Origin of the sequence: Brucella pituitosa (genome assembly GCF_965577835.1) — a bacterium.
Taxonomy (GTDB): Bacteria; Pseudomonadota; Alphaproteobacteria; order Rhizobiales; family Rhizobiaceae; genus Brucella; species Brucella pituitosa.
Window position 1 is genome coordinate 1,538,529 of the sequence record NZ_OZ264092.1, and the last position, 25,454, is coordinate 1,563,982.

The window sequence follows — 25,454 nt, forward strand, 5'->3', positions numbered from 1 at the left end:
TCGCTCCGGCGCAAAGCTGTTTAAGCAGCCTTTGTCAGCATGCCGTGCGGGTCGAGCACAAATTTCTTCGCCACGCCCTGATCGAAGCTTTCATAGCCCTGTGGTGCATCATCCAGCGAAATCACCTGCGCATTGACGATTTCGGCGATGTTCAGGCGTCCATGCAGAATGGCTTGCATGAGCTGGCGGTTATATTTGACCACTGGCGTCTGACCTGTGTGGAAAGACTGTGCCTTCGCCCAGCCAAGGCCAAAGCGCAGCGACAGACTTCCCTGCTTGGCCGCATTGTCGACGGCGCCCGGATCCTCGGTCACATACAATCCCGGAATACCGATGGAACCGGCAGGGCGGGTGATTTCCATCATCTGGTTGAGAACAATAGCTGGTTGCTCGCCACCGCTATGGCCGCGCGCTTCAAAGCCGACGGCGTCAATGGCGCTATCCACTTCATTGCTGCCGGTCACTTCGGCAATCATGTCACCAAGACGGTCGCTTGCCGAAAGGTCAATTGGCTCGAACCCTACCTTGCGGGCATGTTCCAGTCGTTCTTTGTTGAAATCGCCGACCATGACGACGGCTGCACCCAAAATACGGGCTGATGCGGCAGCAGCCAGCCCGACGGGGCCAGCACCGGCCACATAGACGATGGAGCCCACGCCGACGCCCGCCTTCACTGCCCCATGAAAGCCGGTGGGCAGAATATCCGACAGCATGGTCAGGTCGCGAATTTTCTCGATGGCCTGTTCGCGGTCAGGGAATTTCAGCAGATTGAAGTCGGCATAAGGCACCATGACATAGCGTGCCTGCCCGCCGATCCATCCGCCCATATCGACATAGCCATATGCGCCGCCAGCGCGCGATGGATTGACGGTGAGGCAAACACCTGTGTCTTGTGATTTGCAGCAGCGGCAGCGGCCGCAGGCAACGTTGAATGGCACGGAAACGATGTCGCCCACTTCGAGCATTTCCACATCGCTGCCTTTTTCGATCACTTCGCCAGTGATTTCATGACCAAGCACGAGGCCGGGCATAGCGGTGGTGCGACCACGCACCATGTGTTGGTCGGAACCGCAAATATTCGTTGTGATAACTTTCAGGATGACGGCGTGGTCCAGCTTACGCCCATCGGGAGCGCTCAGCACTGGATCATCAATGTCACGAACTTCGACTTTACCCGGGCGCATATATACAACGCCTCTATTCCTGCTCATGTCTACCTCCTCCAGATCGACTGTGCGGATCGTTCCCGATCCGCATATTGGGTCGGGATGTGCGGGGATTTACCCGGCAGCCAAGCCTACAGTGCTTATCGGTCGGGGAGGTGTTCTGTGCGCGACATGTCTGGTTCTCTCATCAGCATGTCGGCGAAAGACTTGAGAGCCTTGGTTTGATAGCGATCATTGTGCGAAAGCATCAGAAACTGGCGTTGCGGGAGAGTGAAATCGGCTTTGACGAGTGTGCCTGCCGCAAGATGCGGTGCTGCCACCAGTTCTGAAATTGCCGTGACGTAATTGCCGGAAAGCACAGCCGAACATATCGCCTCGTTGGAGGGAAGCTCCAGAGCAATGTTGAGACGCGCGGGGTTGTAGCCTGCAACGCGCATTGCATCTTCAAACACACTGCGGGTGCCTGAACCATGTTCGCGCAATATCCATTGGCCGCGAAACAGAGAATCCCATGTGAGCCGCCCGGATTGATGCCACGCGTGATCAGGTCGTGTGACGACAATCAGCTGATCTGTGCCAACCTTGCGCAGTGAAAGTGTGGGGGCCTGCACAGCGCCTTCAACGAGGCCTATATCGGCAAGCCCTGCTTCGGTGGCTGTGGTCACGCTTTCCGTATTGCCGAGCGTAAGCCGCACATCGATTAACGGGTAGGCGGCATGAAACTGCGCCAGACAGGGCGGCAGCCAGTAGCTCGCGATGGTCTGACTGGCGTGGATCGCTAGAATGCCGCGCTTACCGCCGCCAAGCTCGGACAGCATACGCTCAGCCGATTGCGCGCGGGCCAGCGCCGCGCGTGCTTCATCAAGAAACATGCGGCCATCGCCGGTCAGTTCGATACGACGACCGATGCGGTTGAAAAGCATTGCACCATAGCGATCTTCGAGCGTGCGAATCGCTGAACTCACTGCCGATGGTGTGAGGTGTAGTGCTTCCGATGCGCGGGTCAGGTGCTCCCGCTCGGCCACTTCGATGAAAATACGCAATTGTTCCAGTGTCATAGCATCAATCATTCGATTTTATCGAATGAATTGTGACATATAATACGATGGAATGAACAGAAGAAATGCGGCATCTGATTGGAAAATATTTCTCAAGATGTGAATGCCAAATCAGATGACAGCCGCAACCTCGAATAAATTCAAGAACATTCTCCCCGGTCTGGCGCTTAGCCTCGCCGTCTCAGCGGTTGCGGTTGGGCTTGAAAAGGTCGAGGAGCACTATACCGGCAAGGCATGGCTCGAAGCGCTGGTACTGGCGATCCTGATTGGAACTGCAGTCAGAAGCATTTTCCGCCCCGGCAAACAATTTGCCAAGGGGATTAGCTTTTCAGCCAAAATGCTGCTGGAGATTGCTGTGGTCCTGCTCGGCGCTTCCATTAGTGTGAGTGCAGTTGTTGCCGCCGGCCCCGGACTTATTTTGGGCATTGCGGCCGTGGTGGCTGTTGCGATCACGCTGAGCTACGGCATCGGGCGTCTTTTACAGCTTCCGCACCGTATGGCGGTATTGGTGGCCTGCGGCAATTCAATTTGCGGCAACTCGGCAATTGCTGCGACTGCACCTGTCATTGGAGCGGAAAGCGACGATGTTGCTGCCTCAATCGCGTTTACTGCCATTCTTGGCGTTGTCGTCGTGCTATGCCTGCCGCTGTTGGTGCCGCTGCTGGGTCTGTCACACACGCAATATGGCATTCTCGCCGGATTGACGGTTTATGCCGTCCCGCAGGTTCTTGCGGCCACGGCTCCTATTGCGACCATCAGTGTGCAGCTTGGAACATTGGTCAAGCTGGTGCGGGTGCTGATGCTGGGGCCTGTTATTCTCGCGCTCTCCGTTCTGGCAGGCAACAAAGACGCGGAAGCAAAGCTCGGTTTCCTGCAACTCGTGCCCTGGTTCATCATCGGATTTCTTGGCATGATGGCGCTGCGTTCGCTGCATCTGATCCCCGACACAATTCTGCCGGGTATTCAATTTGCATCGACAGCCTTGACGATTATTTCGATGGCTGCGCTGGGATTGGGGGTCGATGTACGCTCTGTTGCCTCAGCCGGTGGACGCGTCACGCTCACCGCCATTCTTTCACTGCTGGTTCTGGGCGTGATAAGCCTCGGACTTATCCATTTGCTTGGCGTGGTATGAGTTGGCTTATAGCTTTATTATCCGCTTTTTGAAGCGGGGCCGGTTTAACATCAGGTAAAACGGCCCCGCTCAAAAGCATTATTCGCCAAAATGCGAAAGCTCACCAGGTTTAGAACTTGTAGGCAACACCAATACGAATATCGTTGGTGGATAGCTTCCGGCTGTAATTCGTTGAGTTGTTCAAATTGAAGTTTTGCTTGCCGAAGTCGGTGTAGCGATACTCAAGACGCAAAACCACATTATCGGTTGCCGCATAATCAACGCCGCCGCCAATCGTCCAGCCGGCACGTGTTTTGTCGCTTGTAAAGCTTGAGTTGTTTGTCGTGACTGTATCTTTAATGCCACCCAGGGCTACACCACCCGCAATATAAGGAAGGAAGCGGTCTACTGCATATCCAACGCGCGCACGCGTTGCACCAGTCCAGCGGATCTGTGTCGTGGCGTATGCCGCGTAGCCAGAAGCATCGTTTTCCTTGGCCTTGTTGTTAAAGGCGGCCGTAAAGTCCAGTTCTGCACCCAAAATTACGTTGTTTCCGACATCGAAATTATAGCCTGCGTAGAGTCCACCAAGGAAACCCTTTGCAGTGCCTTTCGCTTCAGGAAAGTTGGCGTAAGAAAATTTTCCCTTCATCATTGAATAGTCGATTTGTCCGCCGATATACGCGCCACTCCAGTTAAATGCGGGTACAGCAAACGATGGTGCAGGTTCCGGAGCACTGATTGGATCAGCTGCATAGGCACCTGTTGTCAAAGTTGCGAGAAAAATTGAAGAGCTGAGTATTAAAAATTTCTTCACGTAAAAACTCCATGTAATAATGTAATTTATTTTTCAGGCATACTGAATTCGCACATCAACTTTTCTTGATCAATAACAACTATGTGCCATATTTATTAGGTTATTATATAAGAGTATTTTTTATAACTAATATTAAAACTGAATTATAGGCGGATGGGATTGCAGTGCGTTCCAGAAAAGAAAAAGCCCGCCAAATGGCGGGCTTTCTCATGTTTGGTTGAGGAGTAGGAAAACTTAGTTGTTTTCCGACTTCTTCATTGCTGCAGCAAGAATGTCGCCGAGCGAAGCGCCGGAGTCGGACGAACCGTACTGAGCGACTGCTTCTTTTTCTTCAGCGATTTCGAGCGCCTTGATCGAGACCTGCAGCTTGCGGGTCTTCTTGTCGAAAGCGATGACGCGAGCGTCAACCTTCTGACCAACCGTGAAGCGTTCTGGACGCTGTTCGTCACGATCACGCGACAGATCCGAGCGCTTGATGAAGCTTTCGAGGTCGTGGTCGATCAGACGAACTTCAAGGCCGCCATCGGTAACTGCGGTTACTTCGCAAGTTACAACGGCATTCTTGCGCAGTTCACCCGAAGCTGCTGCTTCACCGACCTTGTCGCCGGAAAGCTGCTTGATGCCGAGCGAGATGCGTTCCTTTTCGATATCAACGTCGAGAACAACGGCCTTAACAACTTCGCCCTTGTTGTACTCTTCGATGACCTGTTCGCCTGGACGGTTCCAGTCGAGATCGGAAAGGTGAACCATGCCGTCAACGTCGCCGTCGAGACCAATGAACAGGCCGAATTCGGTCTTGTTCTTGACTTCGCCTTCAACGATCGTGCCCTGTGGGTACTTCTGAGCGAAAGTGGTCCATGGGTTGTCGAGGGTCTGCTTGAGGCCGAGGGAGATGCGGCGCTTGACCGGATCAACTTCGAGAACAACGACTTCGACTTCCTGAGTGGTGGAAAGAATCTTGCCCGGATGGACGTTCTTCTTGGTCCACGACATTTCGGAAACGTGGATCAGGCCTTCGATGCCTGGCTCGATTTCGACGAATGCACCGTAGTCGGTGATGTTCGTGACAGTACCGGTGATCTTTTTGCCGATCGGGTACTTCGCGCCGATGCCATCCCAAGGATCGTTCTCGAGCTGCTTCATGCCGAGCGAGATACGATGAGTTTCCTGGTTGATACGGATGATCTGCACCTTGACGGTCTGGCCGATGGTGAGGATTTCCGAAGGATGGTTGACGCGGCGCCATGCCATGTCGGTAACGTGCAGGAGGCCGTCGATGCCGCCGAGGTCAACGAACGCACCGTAATCGGTGATGTTCTTGACAACGCCTTCAACAACCTGACCTTCTTCAAGGTTCTGAACGATTTCCGAACGCTGTTCTGCACGGCTTTCTTCAAGAACGGTACGACGCGAGACAACGATGTTGCCGCGACGCTTGTCCATCTTGAGGATTTCGAAAGGCTGTGGGACGTGCATAAGCGGGGTAACGTCGCGGATCGGACGAATGTCGACCTGCGAACGTGGAAGGAACGCAACTGCGCCGTCCAGATCGACGGTGAAACCACCCTTGACCTGGTTGAAGATGACGCCGTCGACGCGCTCGCCATTGGCGAACTTCTGCTCGAGCTTGCCCCAGCTTTCTTCACGACGTGCTTTTTCGCGCGACAGAACAGCTTCGCCGAGTGCGTTTTCGATGCGCTCAACGTAAACTTCAACTTCGTCGCCCGGCTTCATCGAGCCGTCTTTGCCCTTCGCGCCGAATTCCTTCAGCGGTACGCGACCTTCGACCTTGAGGCCAGCATCGATGATTGCCATGTCTTTTTCGATGGCAACGATGCGACCCTTTACAACATAACCTTCTGCAAGGTCATTGTTGGCAAAGGATTCGGCCAGCAGCGACTCGAAGTCTGCGAGGGAGGGATTGAATTCAGACATAAATACTCCTGATGCATCCGGTATGAAACAACATCGGATGCGGCGCCGGGGGTTAGAGTTGCGTTAGGCCTGTCCTTCGGCTCCGTCCCTTTGGGACAACCGGCGCGTGGAACGCGAAGTCAGGTTATAAATGTGGGTGAGACCTATATAGGAACAAACCCCGAATTATCCAGCATTTCTAAGACATAATCATACCAGAAAGCCTCGCGACAATCCCGATATTATGCCCTGTGCTGCGCGAAAGCGTGATCGATCAGCTTTTTTGCCGCCAGAAATGCCGCTTCTATACTCATTTCACTCGTATCTAGCAAGTGCGCGTCTTCCGCAGGCCGGAGTGGCGAATTCGTACGGTTCATGTCGCGGTCGTCGCGTTTCTTGAGATCGGCCAGAATTTCATCGAAATCAGCTGTGCCACCTTTCGCGAGGATCTCGTCAAAGCGACGTTGTGCACGGACTTCCGGCGAGGCTGTCACAAACAGCTTGATCTCGGCTTGCGGGCAGACAACTGTTCCGATATCGCGCCCATCAAGCACGCTTGATGGCAATGCGGCGGCAAAATTGCGCTGCGCTTCGACAAGTGCGCGCCGGACGGCAGGCATGACGGCTACTTTGGAAGCCGCCTCGCCAATGTGGTGGGCAGAAAGCACGGCCTTGTCCATCTCGTGCAGATCGAGATTAAGGGCAACGTCTGCCGCAATCGCCTCATCATCGAGTGGTAGGCCCTGATCAAGCAGCGCCTTTGCAACCGCACGATAGGTCAGCCCGGTATCCAGATGAGGAATGCCGTAATGAATGGCGATGCGCCGGGCAAGAGTTCCCTTGCCCGAAGCTGCTGGCCCGTCGATGGCAACGACGAAGCTCGTCATCGCACATCGCTTACTTCGATTTTTGCACCAAGGCCCGGCATCATGGTCATGAATTCAGGGAACGAGGTTGCAATCATCGTGCTGTCATCGACCGTGACCGGCTTTTCGGAAGCCAATCCCATGACGAGGAAGCTCATCGCGATGCGATGATCAAGATGCGTGGCAACCGTGCCTCCGCCCAGGCCCCTGCCATCCGGACGACCGCGAACCGTCAGCGACATCTCGCCTTCGGTGCAATCGACGCCATTGGCTTCCAGGCCGCGCGCGACGGCGGCCAGACGATCCGATTCCTTCACACGCAATTCGTCGAGGCCATCCATGATGGTTTCGCCTTCGGCAAAAGAAGCGGCAATGGCCAGAACCGGATATTCATCAATCATCGAGGGCGCGCGTTCCGGAGGAACCGTGACGCCCTTAAGCCTCGACGACTTCACACGCAAATCGGCAACATCTTCGCCACCTGCAAGGCGCGGATCGATGATTTCGATGTCTGCGCCCATTTCCTGCAAGGTGAGGATAAGGCCGGTTCGGGTCGGGTTCATGAGCACGTTGCGGATGGTGACATCCGAACCTTCAACGAGCAGCGCTGCAACAAGCGGGAAAGCGGTCGAGGATGGATCGCCCGGTACATCGATGGTCTGGCCGATAAGCTTGCCCTGTCCAGTGATGCGGATATGCCGAACACCATCCTTGTCGGATTCGACGGTAAGATCGGCACCAAAGCCCTGCAGCATCTTTTCAGTGTGATCGCGCGTCATGACCGGCTCGATGACGGTCGTAACGCCCGGCGTATTGAGGCCGGCAAGTAGAACTGCTGACTTCACCTGCGCAGAAGCCATCGGCACGCGATAGCTGATCGGATTGGCTGTCTTGGGGCCAGTCAATGTCAGCGGCAGGCGGTCGCCTTCTGCAGCCTTCACCTGAACGCCCATTTCACGCAGCGGATTGAGCACACGACCCATAGGTCGGGAGGTCAGCGATGCATCGCCGATAAAGGTTGTCGTCATGTCGTAAGTGCCAACGAGACCCATGGTAAGGCGGGCACCTGTTCCGGCATTACCGAAATCGAGCGGCGCTTCCGGCTGCAACAGGCAGCCATTGCCGACGCCATTGATGATCCAGACATTACCGTCTTTGCGAATCTTGGCACCCATGGCCTGCATGGCGCGGCCTGTATTGATGACGTCCTCGCCTTCCAGCAGACCTGTAATGCGGGTTTCACCTGATGCGAGACCACCGAACATGAACGAACGATGGGAAATAGATTTGTCACCCGGAATGCGGATTTCGCCCTTGAGTGCCTCTGAATGGCGGGCGATTGCAGGTTTCGGGGATGCAGAATGGGACATGGATTTTTCACTGTCTCATTTGGGCGTTATTCACGCGGGATTGATCAAAGCGGCAGCTTCCTAGCACAGGAACAGGGCGGGGTCATCCGTCAATGCGCGATTTGAGGCATTGTAAGAGAGCAGAATGAGTCTTTAGCTTTGACAAAAGCTGCAAATTGCGTTTATGCACCGAACAACACCGTAAGGCGCGCTTTACGCCTTCTCCTCACCAATTGAAGGTTTGGAGTATGATGGCAAGCTTAAAGCATGTAAGCGTAGCAGACGCGGTTTGAATGAATTTGTGACCCGGATGAACAAGCGGCGTAAAACGTCGCAGGCGCGACGGGGATAAAAACTCACGAGGCTAAACGTGGCAAAAGCTGAACTTGGTACCAAGCGCATCGATCCGGAAACGGGCAAGAAGTTTTACGATCTCAATCGCGATCCGATTGTTTCGCCTTACACCGGTATTTCGTACCCACGGTCGTATTTTGAAGCGACCGTAGCTGAAAGCCGTGCGGCTGAAGAGGAAGCTGAAGAGGAAGAACTGGATACGGCACTCGAAAAGCCGGAATTCGTTTCTCTCGAGGATGCGGACGACGAAGCCAAGGGCGGCGAGGACCTGCCAGAAATCGACGATGACGTCGATCTGGGTGACGACGATGACGACACATTCCTTGAAGAAGAGGAAGATGAAGACGACGACGTTTCCGGTATTCTGGGCGGCGGCGTTGGCGGTGACGACGAAGAAGTCTGATCAACTCTTGCTGATCGAATTACACAAGGCGGCTCATTGAGCTGCCTTGTTGCGTTTTAGTATTCCTTTTTGCGGCTTGATCTGTCTGGAAGGTGGCTTGAGCATAATCGGCAAATTATTTTTGGCAGATACCAAAAGAGTTGTGATTTAGCTCTTGATCTTCTGTAACGAGCCATTTAATAAGCCGCCACACCGGACAGAAATTTCTGTCTGGCCCACCTCGAAAGAGGTCTGATGGGGCCATAGCTCAGCTGGGAGAGCGCTTGCATGGCATGCAAGAGGTCAGCGGTTCGATCCCGCTTGGCTCCACCAAATTTCCCGTTTTGCTCAGTTTCTCAAAAACGCACATGCGCCCGATTTGGCTTCGTACTTATCAGTACTAAGTTTCGCTCGACTTTTCATTCAATTTGGCTACGGTAGTTTCATTGAAGCAATTGTTAGTGATATGTTGAATGAAGAGGATTTCTGAATTTGATGGTTTGCGATTTGTTCTGTGTTTAGGAATCGCAATCTTTCATTTTTCCTTCCGGGTTCCTGTGAAGAACGATCACCTGCAAGGTGTTATATTAACATTCTCTTATTTTACCGATATCTTTTTTATTGTTTCTGGACTGTTCCTTGCGCGTCGAGATAATTATATATGGAGCAGGCAGCATTATATCGGTTTTGTCGGAAAACGCCTGGCGCGGATTTATCCGCTACACGTAATAGCTTTTAGCTGCTTCGCGCTCCTATCTCTCCTCACTGCGACAGGCATTCTTCATCCTTCCGCTGAACCAAATATGAGCTTGTCAGACGGGCTCACGCAATTACTGCTTGTTCACGACTGGGGTCTTGGAAGAACATTCTCCTATAATTACGTCAGTTGGTCGCTGAGCGCACTCTTCCTGATGTATCTTTGCTTTCCGTTGTTCGACATTCTCTGTCATCGCCTCGGAAGTCTGACCCTCATCGTCGTCATAATGGCTGTCATGGGCGGGGAATATCTGGCGCAGAAGCTCAACGTATTATCGATCACCCGTATTCAGTTTGCTGATATTGGCATTTTACGCGCTCTGCCATCGTTTCTCTTTGGAATGTGGCTCGCGCGGCAAACGCATCACCGAGTTCCAGCCATCTTTATCAAGGTAGCACTTGCAGCCTGTCTGATGATCTTTCTATTTTATCATCCCGAAAATATTGCAGGTGAACCCGCCACACTGGAAGGCCCAATGCGTTTGGCCTTTCTCTATTTTTGCCTTTACGTGTTTTATCTTGCCGCCACGCAAAACATCTATACGCCGCTGCGACTTCGTCCGCTGGTAACGCTGTCCCGTTACAGCTTCGGCATTTTCATTCTGCATCCTCTCGTAGGGCTGGTCTTTTTCAATGCCGTTCCGCAACATTGGGGCGAGACCAACATGGGCGCAGTATTGCTGATCGGGGGTGGTGTTCTGGCAAGCCTTCTCGCAGCAATTGTCGCTTGGCACCTTTTTGAAAACCCAATCAATCGCTGGCTCGTAACCCGTATCAATGCGTGGGTGACCCAGGAAGACGAAGCTGCGAAGCTGCCTCTTCCAGAGGGATCCGCCTGATCGGCGCTCTGACCGTTAGTTTTCGCGCATCCATAAAACCATTTCACACTTTTCGCGACGCGCTCTCAAGCATGTCGCATTGCATCAGCAAAATATGTTTCTCAGTAAAGGCATGGACGAGGCCGCAAGTCTCTTTTAGAAATTCGTGTTGGAGCTGACCGTTAAACGGTTTTCAGCCTTGCATGATTCTGGGAGGAATGATGATTAAAGAAGCCGTTTCCGCTGATGTCCAACCGCTATGGCTACCCGATGAAAAGCGGATCGCCGCAAGCACGCTCGAGCATTTTCGTGTGCGGGCAGAGGGAAGGACAGGCCGGAAGCTTGCCGATTATCAGGCATTGCATCGCTGGTCGGTCGAGGATCGCGCCGACTTCTGGCAGCTTGTGTGGGATTTCTGCGAGGTTATCGGCGAGCGTGGCAAAACGGCCCTTGTCGATAAAGGCCATATGCGTGACGCAAAATTCTTCCCCGAGGCACGGCTCAACTTTGCCGAAAACCTGTTGCGCCATGAGGGTGGCGAGGAAGCCATCGTCTTTCGCGGTGAGGACAAGGTCGAGCGCCGCCTGACATGGGACGATCTTCACGCGCTGGTCTCAAAACTCCAGCAATTCATGCTGGCGGAAGGGGTTCAGCCGGGCGACCGCGTGGCGGGCATGATGCCCAACATGCCGGAGGCAGTGGCCTTGATGCTGGCCGCTTCATCCATCGGTGCAGTCTGGTCATCCTGTTCGCCTGATTTCGGCGTGCAGGGCGTACTCGACCGTTTCGGCCAGATCGAGCCGAAGCTATTCTTCGCTTGCGATGGTTACTGGTATAATGGCAAGCGCATTGAAGTTGCCGACAAGGTGGCAGAAGTGACGGCAAAGCTGCCGGGGCTGAAGCGGGCGGTCATCGTCACCTATCTTGGCGAAGCGGAAACCGTTGCTGACCGCGCTGAAAAGGGCATTGCGCTTGATGCGGCTCTGGAACCGTTCAAGGCCAAAGACGTCGAGTTCACGCGGCTCCCCTTCGATCATCCGCTTTGTATCCTGTTTTCGTCCGGCACGACGGGCATTCCAAAATGCATCGTGCATCGCGCAGGCGGCGTATTGTTGCAGCATTTGAAGGAACACCGCCTGCACGCGGATATTCGCGATGGCGACCGTTTCTTTTATTTCACCACCTGTGGCTGGATGATGTGGAACTGGCTGGCTTCCGGCATCGCCTCCGGCGCCACGCTTCTGCTCTATGACGGTTCGCCTTTCTATCCCGATGGCAATGTGCTGTTCGATTATGCCGCCGCAGAAGGTATGACCTATTTCGGCACTTCGGCGAAATTCATCGACGCGGTGCTGAAAGCTGGTCTGAAACCCGGCGAGACACATGATCTTTCGGCACTGCGCACGGTGTCCTCGACCGGCTCGCCGCTGTCGCCGGAAGGCTTTGCCTTCGTCTATGAAGCGATCAAGCCGGACGTGCATCTCGCTTCCATTTCCGGCGGTACGGATATCGTGTCCTGCTTCGTGCTGGGCGTTCCGACTGAGCCGGTCTGGCTGGGTGAAATTCAGGGCGCGGGCCTTGGCATGGCCGTCGACGTCTGGAACGATGACGGCAAGCCGGTGCGACGTGAGAAAGGCGAGCTGGTCTGCACGAAGGCATTCCCTTGCATGCCGCTGCAATTCTGGAACGATCCCGAAGGCGCGAAATATCAGGCCGCCTATTTCGAGCGCTTCGACAATATCTGGTGCCATGGCGATTTTGCCGAATGGACCGAACATGACGGCATCGTCATCCATGGTCGTTCGGACGCGACACTCAACCCCGGCGGCGTGCGTATCGGTACGGCGGAGATTTACAATCAGGTCGAACAGATGCCGGAAGTCGCCGAGGCGCTCTGCATCGGGCAGGATTGGGATAATGACGTGCGGGTGGTGTTGTTCGTGCGGCTCGCCGAAGGTGTGGCGCTGGACGACGACCTCAAGGCACGCATCAAGACCAAGATTCGTACTGGTGCCACGCCGCGCCACGTTCCGGCGAAAATCGTTGGGGTTGCGGATATTCCGCGCACCAAGTCGGGAAAAATCGTGGAGCTCGCCGTGCGCGATATCGTGCATGGGCGCGATGTGAAGAATCGCGAGGCGCTGGCAAACCCGAAAGCGCTGGAGCTTTATCGCGATATTGCCGAGCTTCATGAGGATTGATTTGATTACCCTCCAATTGCTTGGAGTTGCCGGATAACGGGCGCAACAAAATTTCGTTATCCGGTAATAAATAGCCACAGAACGCCACGCAAAGCCATTGCCTAATTGGCCGCCACGGGACACTCTGGCCGGAACATAGCCGTCTTGCAAAAGATGGACGCCGAGCAGAACTTGTGGAGGACGAGTATGTTTGCATCGGGCATGAATTTCGGTCTTGGCGAGGAGATCGAAGCCCTTCGCGATACGGTGCGCCGTTTTGCGGAAAGTCGCATTGCGCCGCTGGCCGCTGAAACCGACCGCAACAATGCATTTCCCATGCATCTCTGGCGTGAACTGGGTGAGCTTGGTGTACTCGGCATTACGGCACCCGAAGAATATGGCGGCGCTGGCATGGGCTATCTCGCCCATTGTATCGCGATGGAAGAAATCAGCCGCGCTTCCGCGTCCGTCGGCCTCAGCTATGGCGCGCATTCCAATCTCTGCGTCAACCAGATCAAGCGAAACGGTTCTCCCGAGCAGCGCGCGAAATATCTGCCAAAACTTATTTCCGGCGAGCATGTCGGCGCGCTCGCCATGTCCGAGCCGGGTGCTGGTTCCGATGTCGTTTCAATGAAACTTGCCGCCGAGAAACGCGGCGACCGTTACGTTCTCAACGGAAACAAGATGTGGATCACCAACGGCCCGGATGCCGATGTGCTGGTGGTCTATGCCAAGACCGATCCATCGGCAGGCCCGCGTGGCATCAGCGCCTTCATCGTCGAAAAAGGTTTCAAGGGGTTTTCGACCGCGCAGAAACTCGACAAGCTCGGTATGCGTGGTTCCAACACCTGCGAACTGGTGTTTCAGGATTGCGAAGTGCCAGCCGAAAACCTGCTTGGGACAGAAGGCAAGGGCGTCAATGTGCTGATGTCCGGTCTCGACTATGAACGCGTGGTGCTGGCGGGTGGTCCGCTCGGCATCATGGCGGCCTGTCTCGATGTCGTGGTGCCCTATGTGCATGAGCGCAAGCAGTTCGACCAACCGATTGGCGAGTTCCAGTTGATGCAGGGCAAGCTTGCCGACATGTATGTGATCTTCAACGCCTCGCGCGCCTACACTTATGCGGTGGCGGCGGCCTGCGACCGGGGCGAGACGTCGCGCAAGGATGCGGCGGGCTGCATTCTCTATACGGCTGAAAATGCCACGCAGATGGCGCTTCAGGCGATCCAGTCTCTCGGGGGCAATGGCTATATCAATGACTATCCGACTGGGCGTCTGTTGCGTGATGCCAAGCTTTATGAAATCGGTGCGGGCACGTCGGAAATCCGGCGCATGCTGATCGGACGGGAACTCTTTCAGGAGACCCGTTGATGGCGGTTCTGAAATCGGAAATCTCCACGCGCAGCGCCAGCTTCGAGGCCAACCGCAAGGCCATGCTGGCGGCAATCGACGTGGTGGGTGAAGCCTCGCGGATTGCGATTGATGGCGGTGGCGAGAAAGCACGTGAACGCCATATTTCGCGTGGAAAACTGCTTCCTCGCGAGCGGGTGGCGCAACTGCTCGATCCGGGGTCGCCCTTTCTGGAAGTGGGGCTGACGGCGGCGCATGGCATGTATGGCGGCGCGGCCCCTTCGGGCGGCATCATCACCGGCATCGGGCGCGTGTCTGGCCGTGACTGCATGATCGTCTGCAACGATGCAACGGTGAAGGGCGGCACCTATTATCCGGTCACGGTGAAGAAGCACCTGCGTGCGCAGGAAATCGCGGGCGAGAACCGTCTGCCCTGCATTTATCTGGTCGATTCCGGCGGCGCGAACCTGCCCAATCAGGACGAGGTTTTTCCGGATCGCGATCATTTCGGGCGCATCTTCTACAATCAGGCGCAGATGTCGGCGGCGGGTATTCCGCAGGTGGCGGTCGTCATGGGGTCGTGCACGGCAGGTGGTGCTTACGTGCCTGCCATGAGCGACGAGACGGTGATCGTGCGCAATCAGGGCACGATCTTTCTGGCTGGTCCTCCGCTGGTGAAAGCTGCAACCGGCGAAGTGGTGAGCGCGGAAGATCTCGGTGGCGGCGATGTGCACACAAGGCTTTCCGGCGTGGCTGATCATCTGGCCAATGACGACGCCCATGCATTGCAGATTGCGCGCGCCATTGCCGCCAATCTCAACAGCGAGAAGCGTGAGTTTATCCCAAGAGGCGGTGGCGCTGCGCCGCTCTATGACCCGGAGGAAATTCTGGGCGTCGTTTCCGCCGATACGCGCATTCCCTATGATGTGCGCGAGGTTATCACGCGGCTGGTCGACGGCTCCGATTTTGATGAGTTCAAAGCGCGCTACGGCACCACTTTGGTCTGCGGTTTTGCCAGCGTCTATGGCATGCCGGTCGGGATTATCGCCAATAATGGCGTGCTGTTCTCCGAAGCGGCCTTGAAGGGCGCGCATTTCATCGAGCTTTGCTGCCAGCGCAACATTCCGCTGGTGTTTTTGCAGAACATCACCGGCTTCATGGTCGGGCGCAAATATGAAGCTGAGGGCATTGCGAAACACGGCGCCAAGCTGGTGACGGCGGTGGCAACGGCCAATGTGCCGAAGATCACCATGCTGATTGGCGCTTCCTATGGTGCGGGTAATTACGGCATGGCCGGGCGGGCCTATTCGCCGCGCTTCCTGTGGACCTGGCCGAACAGCCGCATTGCGGTGATGGGCGGCGAACAGGCGGCAGGCGTGCTGGCAACGGTCAAGCGCGACGGGATTGAGCGAACCGGCGGTACGTGGTCGGCGGATGAGGAAGCGGAGTTCAAGCGCCCGACGCTCGAAATGTTCGAACGCCAGAGTCATCCGCTTTATGCCTCTGCCCGACTTTGGGATGACGGCATCGTCGATCCGCGCAAGAGCCGCGAAGTGCTTGGCCTGTCGCTTTCCGCCACGCTGAACGCACCCATCGAGCCGACGCGTTTCGGCTTGTTTAGAATGTGAGGAGGCGCGGGATGAGGAAAAGTAAAGCGGTTTTCCGCCCGCATCCCGCGAGGGCAAGAGTGATGTTCAAAAAGATACTGATTGCCAATCGCGGAGAAATTGCCTGCCGGGTCATGCGCACGGCGCGCGAAATGGGCATTGCCACCGTCGCAATCTACTCCGATGCGGACGCCAACGCGCTGCATGTGGAGATGGCCGACGAGGCGGTGCGCGTCGGTCCTGCCATTTCTGCGCAAAGCTATCTGAATGTCGAGGCTATCATCAAGGCTGCGAAGGAAACCGGCGCAGAGGCTATCCATCCGGGTTATGGATTTCTGTCTGAGAATGCCGGTTTCGTGGATGCAGTCGAAGCAGCGGGACTTGTCTTCATCGGCCCATCGGCCAAAGCCATTCGCGCCATGGGGCTTAAGGATGCTGCCAAGGCACTGATGGAAAAGGCCGGCGTGCCTGTCGTTCCGGGCTATCACGGCGACAACCAGGATGGAGCCTTCCTCAAAAGCAAGGCCGACCGGATCGGCTATCCTGTGCTCATCAAGGCGCGTGCGGGCGGCGGCGGCAAGGGCATGCGCCGTGTCGATCAGGCCGCTGATTTCGCGGCAGCATTGGACAGCGCGCGCCGCGAGGCGGAAGCCTCGTTCGGCGATAGCGCGGTGCTGGTCGAAAAATACATGACGAAGCCGCGCCATATCGAGGTGCAGGTCTTTGGCGACAGTCATGGCAATGCGGTGCATCTCTTCGAGCGCGATTGTTCGCTGCAGCGCCGCCACCAGAAAGTCATCGAGGAAGCGCCCGCGCCCGGCATGACGCCGGAAATGCGCGCCGCCATGGGCGAGGCGGCGGTCAAGGCCGCATTGGCCATTGGCTATTGCGGCGCGGGCACGGTGGAGTTCATCGCCGATGTTTCTGAAGGGCTGCGGCCGGACCGCTTCTTCTTCATGGAAATGAACACCCGCCTGCAGGTGGAGCATCCGGTGACGGAAGCGATTACCGGCCTCGATCTGGTCGAGTGGCAATTGCGTGTGGCCTCCGGCGAAGCGCTGCCGAAACGACAGGACGAACTTTCCATAAACGGCTGGGCTTTCGAGGCGCGACTTTATGCGGAAGATCCGGCGCGGGATTTTCTGCCCGCAACCGGCAAGCTTGCTCTGTTCGCGCCGCCTGAAAATGCGCGTGTCGATTCCGGTGTACGAACCGGCGACACGATCACGCCGTTCTATGATCCGATGATTGCCAAGATCATCGCTCATGGCGCAACGCGCGATGAAGCACTGAACCGGCTTGATGCGAGCCTGAACAAGACCCGGATTGCGGGCCTCGTCACCAATCGCCAGTTCCTGTCGGCGCTCTGCAATCTCGGAGCTTTCCGCACCGGTGATGTCGATACCGGCCTGATAGCACGCGAGACGGCGACACTGTTCGCCGATGAACAGCCAGCGGATATCGCCTTTGCGCTGGCTGCACTCGGCGCGCTCGATCTTCTGGATGCGCCAGCAAAGGATGATCCATGGTCGAGCCTGCGCGGGTTCCGGCTTTGGGGTGAAGCGTCGCGCTCGGTTCTGCTCGATCATCATGGCGAGCGGCACACGGTCAGCTTCACGACCAAAGGTGACAGGTATTTCGGCTTTGCTTTCGGCACCATCGAAATCCGTTTCCATGAAAACGGGCTGGTTCGCTTTGCTGTCGATGGCCGTGTTTCGGAGGCGTCGGTCGTGCGCATCGGACACGATGTGACGGTGCAACTCGAAGGTCGCGACACCATATTTCATCATGTGCAGTCTGTTGGCGCGGAAGAGGATGCTTCGAGCGAAAGCCGCATCCTGTCACCGATGCCGGGACTGGTACGACTGGTTTCCGTCGTGGAGGGTGCGAACGTCGCTAAGGGCGATCCGCTGGTGACGATGGAAGCGATGAAGATGGAACTGTCACTGACCGCGCCGCGCGATGGCAAGGTTGCGTCGGTGACTGTTACAGCGGGCGATCAGGTCAATGAGGGCGCGCTGCTGGTTGAACTGGAGGAAGAACATGGCTGAACACGTAGAAATCGTTGAAATGGCTGCGCGTGATGGCCTGCAGAATGAAAAGCGGTTTGTGCCGACAGCGGACAAGGTCGCACTGATCGACCGCCTGTCCGATTGCGGCTATACTCGCATCGAGGCGACGAGCTTCGTCAGCCCAAAATGGGTGCCGCAACTGGCCGATGCCGCAGAAGTCATGGCCGGGATTCGCCGTGCCGACGGTGTGCGTTATTCGGTACTGGTGCCCAACATGAAGGGCTATGAAGCTGCTGCCGCTGCAAATGTTGACGAGATTGCGGTTTTCATTTCCGCCTCGGAAGGCTTTTCGAAAGCCAATATCAATTGCTCAATCGCCGAAAGCATCGAGCGTCTGTCGCCGGTCATCGGTGCTGCGATCAATGATGGTCTGGCCATTCGCGGCTATGTGAGCTGCGTCGTGGAATGCCCCTATGACGGGCCGGTGGCCCCGCAAGCGGTTGCCGATGTGACCGAACAGCTCTTCTCGCTCGGCTGTCACGAAGTAAGCCTCGGCGATACGATCGGGCGTGGCACGCCGGACAAGGTGGCAGCCATGCTGGCTGCCGTGCTGGCCATTGCGCCTGCGCACAGCCTTGCTGGCCATTATCACGACACAAGCGGGCGTGCGCTCGACAATATCCGCGTTAGTCTCGAAAAAGGCCTGCGGGTGTTCGATGCTTCGGTCGGTGGCCTCGGCGGCTGTCCTTTCGCGCCGGGCGCCAAGGGCAACGTCGATACGGTCTCCGTCGTCGAAATGCTGCATGGATTGGGTTTTGAAACCGGCCTCAATCTGGACAAGCTCAGATCAGCGGCCTTGTTCGCACAGGCGCTGCGTCAGGATAAAGCGGCATGAAGGCGGTTGAAACCATCCAGATTGCGATAGATCAACGCGGCGTCGCGACACTGACGCTCAACCGTCCGGAACAGCATAATGCGCTGTCCGGTCGGATGATCGATGAGCTTCTGACGGCGACGCTGCATCTGGCGGATGATGACGCCGTGCGCCTCGTGGTCCTGACCGGCAATGGCACCAGTTTTTGTGCAGGCGGTGATCTGGGATGGATGCAGGAACAGGTCAAAGCCACGCGCGCGCAGCGCATTGAGGAAGCGCGCAAGCTCGCCCTCATGCTGAAAGCGCTGCGTGATCTGCCAAAGCCGTTGATCGGGCGCATCAATGGGCACGCCTATGGCGGCGGTGTCGGCCTCATCAGCGTTTGCGATGCTGCGATCAGCGTTTCCGGCGCGCGCTTCGGGCTGACGGAGACCAAGCTCGGCCTGATACCGGCCACCATCAGCCCTTATGTTGTGGCGCGCATCGGGCAGGCGAATGCGCTGCGCACATTCACTTCGGCGCGACTGTTCGATGCCGAGGAAGCGCGGCGGATCGGACTGGTGCATGACGTGGTCGAGGCGGAACGCCTTGATGCGGCGGTGGAGGCGGAGATCAAACCCTATTTTTCTACCGCGCCCGCAGCGGTTGCCGCCTCCAAGAGGCTGGTTCATGCGCTGGGCGCGCCGATAGATGAAGCCGTCATCGAAATGACGCTGACCCGTCTTGCAGATACATGGGAAACGCCGGAGGCCGCAGAGGGGATCGCGGCCTTTTTTGCAAAGCTTTCACCATCATGGAAAAGAGGAGGATAGGCATTTATTGGGAGGCCGATTTTCGTTGTAGTTGCGGGCACTTGGCCCCTTGCAATCGGAAGCCGGAAATGCATTCTTATTACATCATGAAAGCTCGCTCCCGTTCCGGAGCATGATTCCGAAAGGGCAGATGCAATTTCGGATAATATTATGGCTCTGGCCTCTTCGACGAGTGGGGGCGTGCTTTTGGATTGACCCTTTGAGATCGTACGATGAAAAAAGGGAGGGCCCGGTAATTCGGCAGCGCAGGCGCGCTGAGATTTGACCGGCATGGGTTGTCTGAGGTCATCGGGAAAAAACGAGACCTCACCAAAGGAGAAAAAAATGAATCTGAAACTGCTTTCCAGCGTGGCTTTTGCCGCAACACTCGGCTTCGCCGGTGCCGCTTATGCAGATATCACGATTGGCGTTGTCGCGCCGCTTACCGGTCCGGTTGCCGCCTATGGCGATCAGGTCAAGAAGGGCGCGGAAACCGCCGTTGAGGTCATCAATGCGAAGGGCGGCATCAAGGGCGAAAAAATCGTTCTGAAGTTCGCTGACGACGCCGGTGAACCAAAGCAGGGCGTTTCGGCTGCCAACCAGATCGTCGGTGACGGCATCAAGTTCGTTGTTGGTCCGGTTACGACCGGTGTGGCAATTCCTGTTTCCGACGTTTTCTCGGAAAACGGCGTTCTGATGGTTACGCCAACTGCGACCGGTCCGGATCTGACCGCACGCGGTCTGGAAAACGTGTTCCGTACCTGCGGTCGCGATGACCAGCAGGCTGACGTCATGGCCGACTACTTCCTGAAGAACTTCAAAGACAAGAAGGTCGCGATCGTCCACGATAAGGGCGCTTACGGCAAGGGTCTGGCTGATTCCTTCAAGGCTGCAATCAACAAGGGTGGCATCACCGAAGTTCAGTATGATTCGGTTACGCCAGGCGACAAGGATTTCAGCGCGCTCGTTTCCAAGCTGAAAGCCGCTGGCACCGAAATCGTCTACTTCGGTGGCTATCATGGTGAAGGCGGTCTTCTGTCCCGTCAGCTGCACGATGCAGGCCTCAAGGCGCTCATCCTCGGCGGTGAAGGCTTGTCCAACACCGAATATTGGGCCATCGGCGGCACCAATGCTGAAGGCACACTCTTCACCAACGCTGTTGATGCGACGAAGAACCCGGCTTCCAAGGAAGCTGTCGATGCGCTGACAGCCAAGAACATTCCGGTCGAAGCATTCACCATGAATGCTTATGCCGCTGTTCAGGTTCTCGCGAGCGGTATCGAACGCGCTGGTACGACTGACGATTCTGCAGCAGTCGCGAAGACCCTTCGTGATGGCCAGCCAATCGAAACGGTTATCGGCAAGCTGACCTACGGTGAAACGGGCGATCTGTCTTCGCCAAGCTTCGATGTTTTCAAGTGGTCGGATGGCAAGATCGTCGGCCTCGAATAAGCTTGGCTTTGAAACCAAAAGAAACGCCGGGGATAAACCCCGGCGTTTTGCGTTTAGGGAGTCGTAAGCTGTCAGGAGCCGGGAAAACCGAGTTCCGGTTCTATCGCTTCAAAGCTCTGCTCCATTGCATAAGTCGGACTGAATGGAAGTCCGAAATGACCGTAAGCGATCGACATCTGGCCTTCGGCCTTGCGCTCGCTGCCTTTGGCAACGGCGGCGACATAGAGCGCTGCTGCCAGCCCCGTTCGGTCAGACCCCGCTTTGCAATGAAGAAGGATCGGCTTTTCAGCATTTTGCATGAGCGCGATGAGTTCGCGGGTTCGCTCTGCCGTTAGTTGTCGGCTGGACGACATTGCGTAGTTAGTGTGCTGGATGCCGAGCGCTTTGGAAGCTGCGACCTCATCATCATACCATTTTGCGCCAGGTTCGGCGCCGCGCAGATTGATGATCGTCTTGATGCCATAGAGCGCTTTCAGCTGGCCGATGCGCGATGGACTTGGCTGATTGGAGCGATAGGCCTGCCCCGCGATGATCGTGTGGACGTTGCCTTTATATTGAATTGTAACAAGATATCCGCCCAGGAAACCTGCTCCGATAAGGATCAGGAGGCCGGGCAAGCGCATGCGGTTTAAAGACCATGATGCATGTTTTTTGAAGAAGTTCATGTTTTTCATTTAAAAGCACATGGTTAAATGAAGGGAAAAATTGTTTTTTGCTTGGATTGCGCAATCTATGTAGTAAGATTGAGGCGTAATATTGTTGTTTTATGAATATATTTTGAATTTATAGAATAGGGGGATTTTAGATTTGGTGTCGCTAATCAAAATGAAAATGGACCAACAAATGGGGGATTTTGCCCGCCATGGTTATCAAAAGGTAAGCTTCGGTTAACCATACTGGTTTAATCTGTCTGTATCAAAATGGGGCAATTAGCGGAGCAGGTTTTATGCAGCGCTATAGATTTGACGACAAAAGAGTTCTGACCGAGGCAATCGTTGAGCTTCTCAACAGAGGTGTGGAGCCTGACGAGCTTGACCTCGTGCTAAGTCGGATTGGTCCGGTTGATCTGGACTTGATGCGGCAGTGCCTGATCGAGGTTTGGGAATATAACCATCAGGAACCGACGCACGAGCCAATGGCTGCTTGATCGGGTACTGTCTTATTCAAGCGTATCCCGACAAGTGTGAAACGGTTTCGGAAAATATGCGCGTGAAAACAAAAAATGGGGCACTGATCTCATTCATTGAGAGCGAAACCTGCTCCAAGGTACAGTAATCGGTCGAAGGCTGAGCGGCCAGCCCGTTTGTTTTCGGCTCCGAGTAGAGCTTGGACAACCGGACGGATTGTCTGAGATTGTCATAATCCTGAAACGGAGCGGTGCTAAATCTCTCCACGTATCGGGAATTCATTCGGTAATGTGACCACGGATGTACTGGCGCACCCAGAATGGAAGCGGAAGGTCGGGTTCAGCCCGGCCTTTTTCGTTTTTAAGGTCCTTAATGGGGCCGTGAGCCAATTGGCCGTTTCAGAAAAAGTGATGCGATTTTCACGCGAAACTGCCTTCGCGTCCATGGTCTTTGATTTCGTGCATATCTTTCTGAAATCGTTTCGCAGTTTCCATGATGCATCATAATGTGGCGCGACATTTCATAGGGAGGCAATGAAAATGATACGACACATCGTTCTTATTCGGTTCAGATCTGATATCGGGTCCGATGATATCACGGACGTGCTTAATCAGGTTGTTGCACTGCGGGAGAGGATTGATGGCATTGTTGCCGTCAGCACAGGTGACAATATCAGCCCGGAAGCCCTGGAGAAGGGATTCCGGCACGGGTTTGTTGTCGATTTTGCCGATGCTGCGGCGCGCGACGCTTATCTTCCTCACCCTGATCACGTGGTTGTCGGAACAAGGCTTGTTGAACTTGCTGAGAATGGCATCGAAGGCATTCTTGTGTTCGACTATAATTTTTAAAGCAGAAGCCCTCCAACGCCCATTTTCCCAAGATCATTTGCCGTGAGATTCAGACCGGCCATCAGGCGATCCAGAATCCAGTCGAGGCTGTTCTCACGAGCACTGCGCGCTGATCCGGGAGCGACAACAATATATTTTGTGTAGCACTTTGCCAGAACAAGAAGATTGCCCGGGTCAACCGGCATGCCGATGCGTAAAATCTCCCCGCCAGACGCCACGATGGAGCGCGGAACAATATCGGCTTCGTCCGCGATTGAAGAGGCGCTGACAATCAGGACCACATCGCAGGACTGTACAAGTTCATCGATTGCTTTTGCTATTGCGTCTTGTTCATGAGCAACGCGACGTTCCTCTATGACTGAGCCTTGATTGCGCTCCACGCGCTTGGTGATCAGGTTGGTGGTTTTGTCGAGCACACTGTCGCGTATGGTGGGTAATTGGGATTGTATGATCCCAATCTTCGTCGCCTTGAATGATCTGACGTCAAGGGCGTCCTGTCCGTCTTGTAAGGTGTGGAGGCTCTCAATTAATGTTGCAGGGACGGCAAAGGGAACGATTTTAACCGTCGCCACCATCTGCCCGGCTTTAACACGGCAGTCATTGCGCAAGGTCGCGACCGAGATGCGTGAATCGAGCAGGTTGATCCTGTCTATGGCTGTTGCATCTGCATGGAACAGGCCGTCATGACGGGCGAAGAGATTTATACGACCGGTAACCGGTTTGCCCGGCTCTATATTGTCTGCAATCAGCAGCGTTCCGATAGCAAGAGCCGCTTCATCTTCGCCAATGTCATCGTTCTCAAGGCGAGCGGCGAAAACATGCGTGATGCCTTGCTGTCCCAATATCTCAATATGATCGCGTGTGAGCAGAGTGCCTTTCCGGAAGCTGTGGGCGCCTGCGGTAATTGCATAAGCAAGCATTGTCCCTTCAGTTTCTTCAATCGGCCAGTTACCAAAAATCATAAGCGTTCCGTGAGATCGTATTCCTGCAAATGTAACCTATAGCATCAAAACGCGAACTGGAATCGATCTGAGCGCATCCCGAAAAGTGTGAAACGGTTTTCGGAAAAGACACGCGTTTAAATAAAACATTAGAGCGCCGATCTGATTCAATCAGATTGAGATGCGCTCCAGAGTCCAATGCGAAGCGAAATGCATAGAGTTATTTGCATCACTATGTTATAGGCAATGTTGAAGCTGTTGCATGTTGATCTTGTTAATCTGCGTAAATTTGAATAACTTCTATTAGTATTATTTAATCTTCATGAATTCTATAGATATGATTTTCGAGTAGGGTTTAATCACTTTCAGTTTAACATTGAATATCGTCTTGAAATTTCAGAGATGAACTTGTAGGGAGCCACCGACGGGAATTGGTTTTATCCAATTTGATTCCGGGTGGGGCGATTATGACTCACATTGCGTATGCAGCCGCGACATTTCGATCCAATACATTTTTGGTCTGACGCGTGACAAACGGAATTATTCGTTATAACGGTACTTTTGAAATTTTCAGAACTTACCGAAATCTAGGAAATGACGAATGCACCAGAGCAAAAGCTCTGCGCGCAGGATGGAAAGACAAATGAAACACGGCACCCCCCGGACGATCGTTTCGTTCGCCGTCTTGGCCCTCACGGCGTTTCTCGCCGGCTGCGAGAACCAGGTCCTGCTCTCTCCGAAGGGAGAGGTCGGTGTGGCAGAACGCGATCTCATGTTTTTCGCGACTGGATTGATGCTCCTCGTCGTGCTGCCGGTCATCTTTATGACCCTGTACTTCGCCTGGAAGTATCGCTCCACCAACGACAAGGCAGAGTACAAGCCTGACTGGCATCACTCTACCAAGATTGAAGCTGCGGTCTGGCTCATTCCGTGCGCCATCATTGTGGTTCTCGGCACAGTGACATGGATCAGCACGCATAAGCTCGATCCTTATCGTCCGCTGGAATCCGATGTGAAGCCGATCAATGTCGAAGTTGTTGCGCTCGATTGGAAGTGGCTGTTCATCTACCCGGATCTGGGTGTTGCATCGGTCAATGAAATGGCAATGCCGGTCGGTACGCCAGTCAATTTCAAGCTGACCTCCAGCAACATCATGAACTCCTTCTTCATTCCGCAACTCGGTAGCCAGGTCTATTCCATGCCAAGCATGCAGACCAAGCTGCACCTGATTGCTGATCATGAAGGTGTGTTTGACGGTATTTCCGCTAATTATAGCGGTCAGGGCTTTGCCCAGATGCGCTTCAAAGCGCACTCGCTGGATCAGGCGGGCTTTGACAAGTGGATTGCTGATGCCAAGGCTTCGGGTCAGGAACTGTCGCGTGAGCGTTATGCTTCGCTGGTTCAGCCGAGTGAAAAGGCTCCGGTTCAGTACTTTGCCTATAATGACAAGGCGCTGTTTCATAACATCGTGAACCGTTGCTGGGACGGCAAGTCCGTCTGCCTCGATGATCAGATGCATCAGGCCCAGATGGCTCAGGCAGCGCGCGCAAATCTGCGCAAGTCATCGCCTGTCGATTTCAGCCTGTGGGCAAATGACATCATTTGCGCCATCCAGCCGCAGCGTCTTTCGCAGCTTGAAAACTGATTTGCCGATGCAGCTTAGTCCCGATGTTCTATC

At 55.0% G+C, this 25,454-nt stretch carries 22 protein-coding genes and 1 tRNA gene; 14 read left to right on the top strand and 9 right to left on the bottom strand.

Annotation, left to right across the window (positions count from 1 at the left end; genetic code table 11):
• Window positions 1-20: 20 nt before the first annotated feature.
• Together fdhA and ACSME1_RS07425 are read right to left on the bottom strand one after the other, a co-directional pair.
• A complete protein-coding gene (gene fdhA / locus ACSME1_RS07420) occupies window positions 21-1,211 on the bottom strand; it encodes a formaldehyde dehydrogenase, glutathione-independent (protein ID WP_024898296.1) in 1,191 nt (396 codons plus the stop codon).
• Between the two features lie 95 nt (window positions 1,212-1,306).
• Window positions 1,307-2,224: a LysR family transcriptional regulator gene (locus tag ACSME1_RS07425; protein ID WP_024898295.1), complete on the bottom strand. Its 918-nt coding sequence runs from the start codon at window positions 2,222-2,224 to the stop codon at window positions 1,307-1,309.
• Between the two features lie 115 nt (window positions 2,225-2,339).
• Between ACSME1_RS07425 and ACSME1_RS07430 the strand changes: the two genes are divergently transcribed.
• Entirely contained in the window at window positions 2,340-3,359 is a 1,020-nt protein-coding gene (locus ACSME1_RS07430) for a YeiH family protein (RefSeq protein WP_245872424.1), read from the top strand.
• Window positions 3,360-3,468: 109 nt separating this feature from the next.
• On the opposite strand, the gene ACSME1_RS07435 is transcribed toward ACSME1_RS07430, so the two are convergent.
• The 4 genes from ACSME1_RS07435 to aroA form a co-directional block, all read right to left on the bottom strand.
• Window positions 3,469-4,155: an outer membrane protein gene (locus tag ACSME1_RS07435; protein ID WP_105705529.1), complete on the bottom strand. Its 687-nt coding sequence runs from the start codon at window positions 4,153-4,155 to the stop codon at window positions 3,469-3,471.
• A gap of 234 nt (window positions 4,156-4,389) precedes the next feature.
• Entirely contained in the window at window positions 4,390-6,090 is a 1,701-nt protein-coding gene (gene rpsA / locus ACSME1_RS07440) for a 30S ribosomal protein S1 (protein WP_024898292.1), read from the bottom strand.
• A gap of 221 nt (window positions 6,091-6,311) precedes the next feature.
• Entirely contained in the window at window positions 6,312-6,956 is a 645-nt protein-coding gene (cmk, locus tag ACSME1_RS07445) for a (d)CMP kinase (RefSeq protein ID WP_105705527.1), read from the bottom strand.
• On the bottom strand, window positions 6,953-8,305 hold the full coding sequence (gene aroA, locus ACSME1_RS07450; RefSeq protein ID WP_105705525.1) for a 3-phosphoshikimate 1-carboxyvinyltransferase: 1,353 nt from the start codon (window positions 8,303-8,305) through the stop codon (window positions 6,953-6,955). Before aroA ends, cmk begins: the two co-directional genes overlap by 4 nt.
• A gap of 349 nt (window positions 8,306-8,654) precedes the next feature.
• Between aroA and ACSME1_RS07455 the strand changes: the two genes are divergently transcribed.
• The 6 genes from ACSME1_RS07455 to ACSME1_RS07480 all read left to right on the top strand — a co-directional run bounded on the left by ACSME1_RS07455 (window position 8,655) and on the right by ACSME1_RS07480 (window position 15,752).
• Entirely contained in the window at window positions 8,655-9,041 is a 387-nt protein-coding gene (locus ACSME1_RS07455) for a TIGR02300 family protein (RefSeq protein WP_024898289.1), read from the top strand.
• A 236-nt stretch (window positions 9,042-9,277) separates the two neighbouring features.
• Window positions 9,278-9,353: transfer RNA gene (locus ACSME1_RS07460), tRNA-Ala, on the top strand.
• Between the two features lie 140 nt (window positions 9,354-9,493).
• Window positions 9,494-10,615 carry an acyltransferase family protein gene (locus ACSME1_RS07465; RefSeq protein WP_105705523.1) on the top strand — a complete coding sequence of 374 codons (1,122 nt, stop codon included), beginning with the start codon at window positions 9,494-9,496 and terminating at the stop codon, window positions 10,613-10,615.
• 197 nt (window positions 10,616-10,812) lie between these two features.
• Window positions 10,813-12,795 carry an acetoacetate--CoA ligase gene (locus ACSME1_RS07470; RefSeq protein WP_435654908.1) on the top strand — a complete coding sequence of 661 codons (1,983 nt, stop codon included), beginning with the start codon at window positions 10,813-10,815 and terminating at the stop codon, window positions 12,793-12,795.
• A 201-nt stretch (window positions 12,796-12,996) separates the two neighbouring features.
• The gene (locus ACSME1_RS07475; protein ID WP_181153611.1) at window positions 12,997-14,145 is read left to right on the top strand and encodes an isovaleryl-CoA dehydrogenase; all 1,149 of its coding nucleotides are present in this window, start codon (window positions 12,997-12,999) and stop codon (window positions 14,143-14,145) included.
• Window positions 14,145-15,752, top strand: coding sequence for a carboxyl transferase domain-containing protein (locus ACSME1_RS07480; RefSeq protein ID WP_105705517.1), 1,608 nt, complete (start codon window positions 14,145-14,147; stop codon window positions 15,750-15,752). Before ACSME1_RS07475 ends, ACSME1_RS07480 begins: the two co-directional genes overlap by 1 nt.
• Here ACSME1_RS07480 and ACSME1_RS07485 read toward each other — a convergent pair.
• A complete protein-coding gene (locus ACSME1_RS07485; protein WP_353954637.1) occupies window positions 15,742-15,867 on the bottom strand; it encodes a hypothetical protein in 126 nt (41 codons plus the stop codon). The two genes, ACSME1_RS07480 and ACSME1_RS07485, sit on opposite strands and share 11 nt — an antisense overlap.
• On the opposite strand from ACSME1_RS07485, the gene ACSME1_RS07490 reads away from it, so the two are divergent.
• The 4 genes from ACSME1_RS07490 (at window position 15,815) to ACSME1_RS07505 (ending at window position 20,860) form a co-directional block, all read left to right on the top strand.
• Window positions 15,815-17,782 (top strand): acetyl/propionyl/methylcrotonyl-CoA carboxylase subunit alpha, encoded by a 1,968-nt coding sequence (locus ACSME1_RS07490; RefSeq protein ID WP_105705515.1) that lies wholly within the window; start codon window positions 15,815-15,817, stop codon window positions 17,780-17,782. The two genes, ACSME1_RS07485 and ACSME1_RS07490, sit on opposite strands and share 53 nt — an antisense overlap.
• Entirely contained in the window at window positions 17,775-18,638 is an 864-nt protein-coding gene (locus tag ACSME1_RS07495) for a hydroxymethylglutaryl-CoA lyase (RefSeq protein WP_105705513.1), read from the top strand. The genes ACSME1_RS07490 and ACSME1_RS07495 overlap by 8 nt, the downstream gene beginning before the upstream one ends.
• Complete coding sequence (locus ACSME1_RS07500) at window positions 18,635-19,429, top strand: crotonase/enoyl-CoA hydratase family protein (RefSeq protein WP_105705511.1); 795 nt, start codon at window positions 18,635-18,637, stop codon at window positions 19,427-19,429. Before ACSME1_RS07495 ends, ACSME1_RS07500 begins: the two co-directional genes overlap by 4 nt.
• A 324-nt stretch (window positions 19,430-19,753) precedes the next feature.
• Complete coding sequence (locus tag ACSME1_RS07505) at window positions 19,754-20,860, top strand: ABC transporter substrate-binding protein (protein WP_024898282.1); 1,107 nt, start codon at window positions 19,754-19,756, stop codon at window positions 20,858-20,860.
• A 71-nt stretch (window positions 20,861-20,931) separates the two neighbouring features.
• On the opposite strand, the gene ACSME1_RS07510 is transcribed toward ACSME1_RS07505, so the two are convergent.
• Window positions 20,932-21,525 carry a tyrosine-protein phosphatase gene (locus ACSME1_RS07510; protein WP_024898281.1) on the bottom strand — a complete coding sequence of 198 codons (594 nt, stop codon included), beginning with the start codon at window positions 21,523-21,525 and terminating at the stop codon, window positions 20,932-20,934.
• Window positions 21,526-21,806: 281 nt separating this feature from the next.
• Between ACSME1_RS07510 and ACSME1_RS07515 the strand changes: the two genes are divergently transcribed.
• Together ACSME1_RS07515 and ACSME1_RS07520 are read left to right on the top strand one after the other, a co-directional pair.
• Window positions 21,807-22,007, top strand: coding sequence for a hypothetical protein (locus tag ACSME1_RS07515; RefSeq protein ID WP_024898280.1), 201 nt, complete (start codon window positions 21,807-21,809; stop codon window positions 22,005-22,007).
• A gap of 519 nt (window positions 22,008-22,526) precedes the next feature.
• Complete coding sequence (locus ACSME1_RS07520) at window positions 22,527-22,835, top strand: Dabb family protein (protein WP_024898278.1); 309 nt, start codon at window positions 22,527-22,529, stop codon at window positions 22,833-22,835.
• Here the strand turns inward: ACSME1_RS07520 and ACSME1_RS07525 are convergent.
• Complete coding sequence (locus ACSME1_RS07525) at window positions 22,832-23,797, bottom strand: molybdopterin-binding protein (RefSeq protein ID WP_024898277.1); 966 nt, start codon at window positions 23,795-23,797, stop codon at window positions 22,832-22,834. The two genes, ACSME1_RS07520 and ACSME1_RS07525, sit on opposite strands and share 4 nt — an antisense overlap.
• A gap of 622 nt (window positions 23,798-24,419) precedes the next feature.
• Here ACSME1_RS07525 and cyoA point away from each other — a divergent pair.
• A complete protein-coding gene (cyoA, locus tag ACSME1_RS07530; RefSeq protein WP_024898276.1) occupies window positions 24,420-25,421 on the top strand; it encodes a ubiquinol oxidase subunit II in 1,002 nt (333 codons plus the stop codon).
• Window positions 25,422-25,454: the final 33 nt, after the last annotated feature.

What these genes read in the sequence shown, in the direction of transcription:
- fdhA (WP_024898296.1), bottom strand. Translation starts at nt 1,211, where the DNA reads ATGAGCAGGAATAGAGGCGTTGTATATATGCGCCCGGGTAAAGTCGAA.
- ACSME1_RS07425 (WP_024898295.1), bottom strand. Translation starts at nt 2,224, where the DNA reads ATGACACTGGAACAATTGCGTATTTTCATCGAAGTGGCCGAGCGGGAG.
- ACSME1_RS07430 (WP_245872424.1), top strand. Translation starts at nt 2,340, where the DNA reads ATGACAGCCGCAACCTCGAATAAATTCAAGAACATTCTCCCCGGTCTG.
- rpsA (WP_024898292.1), bottom strand. Translation starts at nt 6,090, where the DNA reads ATGTCTGAATTCAATCCCTCCCTCGCAGACTTCGAGTCGCTGCTGGCC.
- cmk (WP_105705527.1), bottom strand. Translation starts at nt 6,956, where the DNA reads ATGACGAGCTTCGTCGTTGCCATCGACGGGCCAGCAGCTTCGGGCAAG.
- aroA (WP_105705525.1), bottom strand. Translation starts at nt 8,305, where the DNA reads ATGTCCCATTCTGCATCCCCGAAACCTGCAATCGCCCGCCATTCAGAG.
- ACSME1_RS07465 (WP_105705523.1), top strand. Translation starts at nt 9,494, where the DNA reads ATGAAGAGGATTTCTGAATTTGATGGTTTGCGATTTGTTCTGTGTTTA.
- ACSME1_RS07470 (WP_435654908.1), top strand. Translation starts at nt 10,813, where the DNA reads ATGATGATTAAAGAAGCCGTTTCCGCTGATGTCCAACCGCTATGGCTA.
- ACSME1_RS07475 (WP_181153611.1), top strand. Translation starts at nt 12,997, where the DNA reads ATGAATTTCGGTCTTGGCGAGGAGATCGAAGCCCTTCGCGATACGGTG.
- ACSME1_RS07480 (WP_105705517.1), top strand. Translation starts at nt 14,145, where the DNA reads ATGGCGGTTCTGAAATCGGAAATCTCCACGCGCAGCGCCAGCTTCGAG.
- ACSME1_RS07490 (WP_105705515.1), top strand. Translation starts at nt 15,815, where the DNA reads ATGTTCAAAAAGATACTGATTGCCAATCGCGGAGAAATTGCCTGCCGG.
- ACSME1_RS07485 (WP_353954637.1), bottom strand. Translation starts at nt 15,867, where the DNA reads ATGACCCGGCAGGCAATTTCTCCGCGATTGGCAATCAGTATCTTTTTG.
- ACSME1_RS07495 (WP_105705513.1), top strand. Translation starts at nt 17,775, where the DNA reads ATGGCTGAACACGTAGAAATCGTTGAAATGGCTGCGCGTGATGGCCTG.
- ACSME1_RS07500 (WP_105705511.1), top strand. Translation starts at nt 18,635, where the DNA reads ATGAAGGCGGTTGAAACCATCCAGATTGCGATAGATCAACGCGGCGTC.
- ACSME1_RS07505 (WP_024898282.1), top strand. Translation starts at nt 19,754, where the DNA reads ATGAATCTGAAACTGCTTTCCAGCGTGGCTTTTGCCGCAACACTCGGC.
- ACSME1_RS07510 (WP_024898281.1), bottom strand. Translation starts at nt 21,525, where the DNA reads ATGAACTTCTTCAAAAAACATGCATCATGGTCTTTAAACCGCATGCGC.
- ACSME1_RS07515 (WP_024898280.1), top strand. Translation starts at nt 21,807, where the DNA reads ATGCAGCGCTATAGATTTGACGACAAAAGAGTTCTGACCGAGGCAATC.
- ACSME1_RS07520 (WP_024898278.1), top strand. Translation starts at nt 22,527, where the DNA reads ATGATACGACACATCGTTCTTATTCGGTTCAGATCTGATATCGGGTCC.
- ACSME1_RS07525 (WP_024898277.1), bottom strand. Translation starts at nt 23,797, where the DNA reads ATGATTTTTGGTAACTGGCCGATTGAAGAAACTGAAGGGACAATGCTT.
- cyoA (WP_024898276.1), top strand. Translation starts at nt 24,420, where the DNA reads ATGAAACACGGCACCCCCCGGACGATCGTTTCGTTCGCCGTCTTGGCC.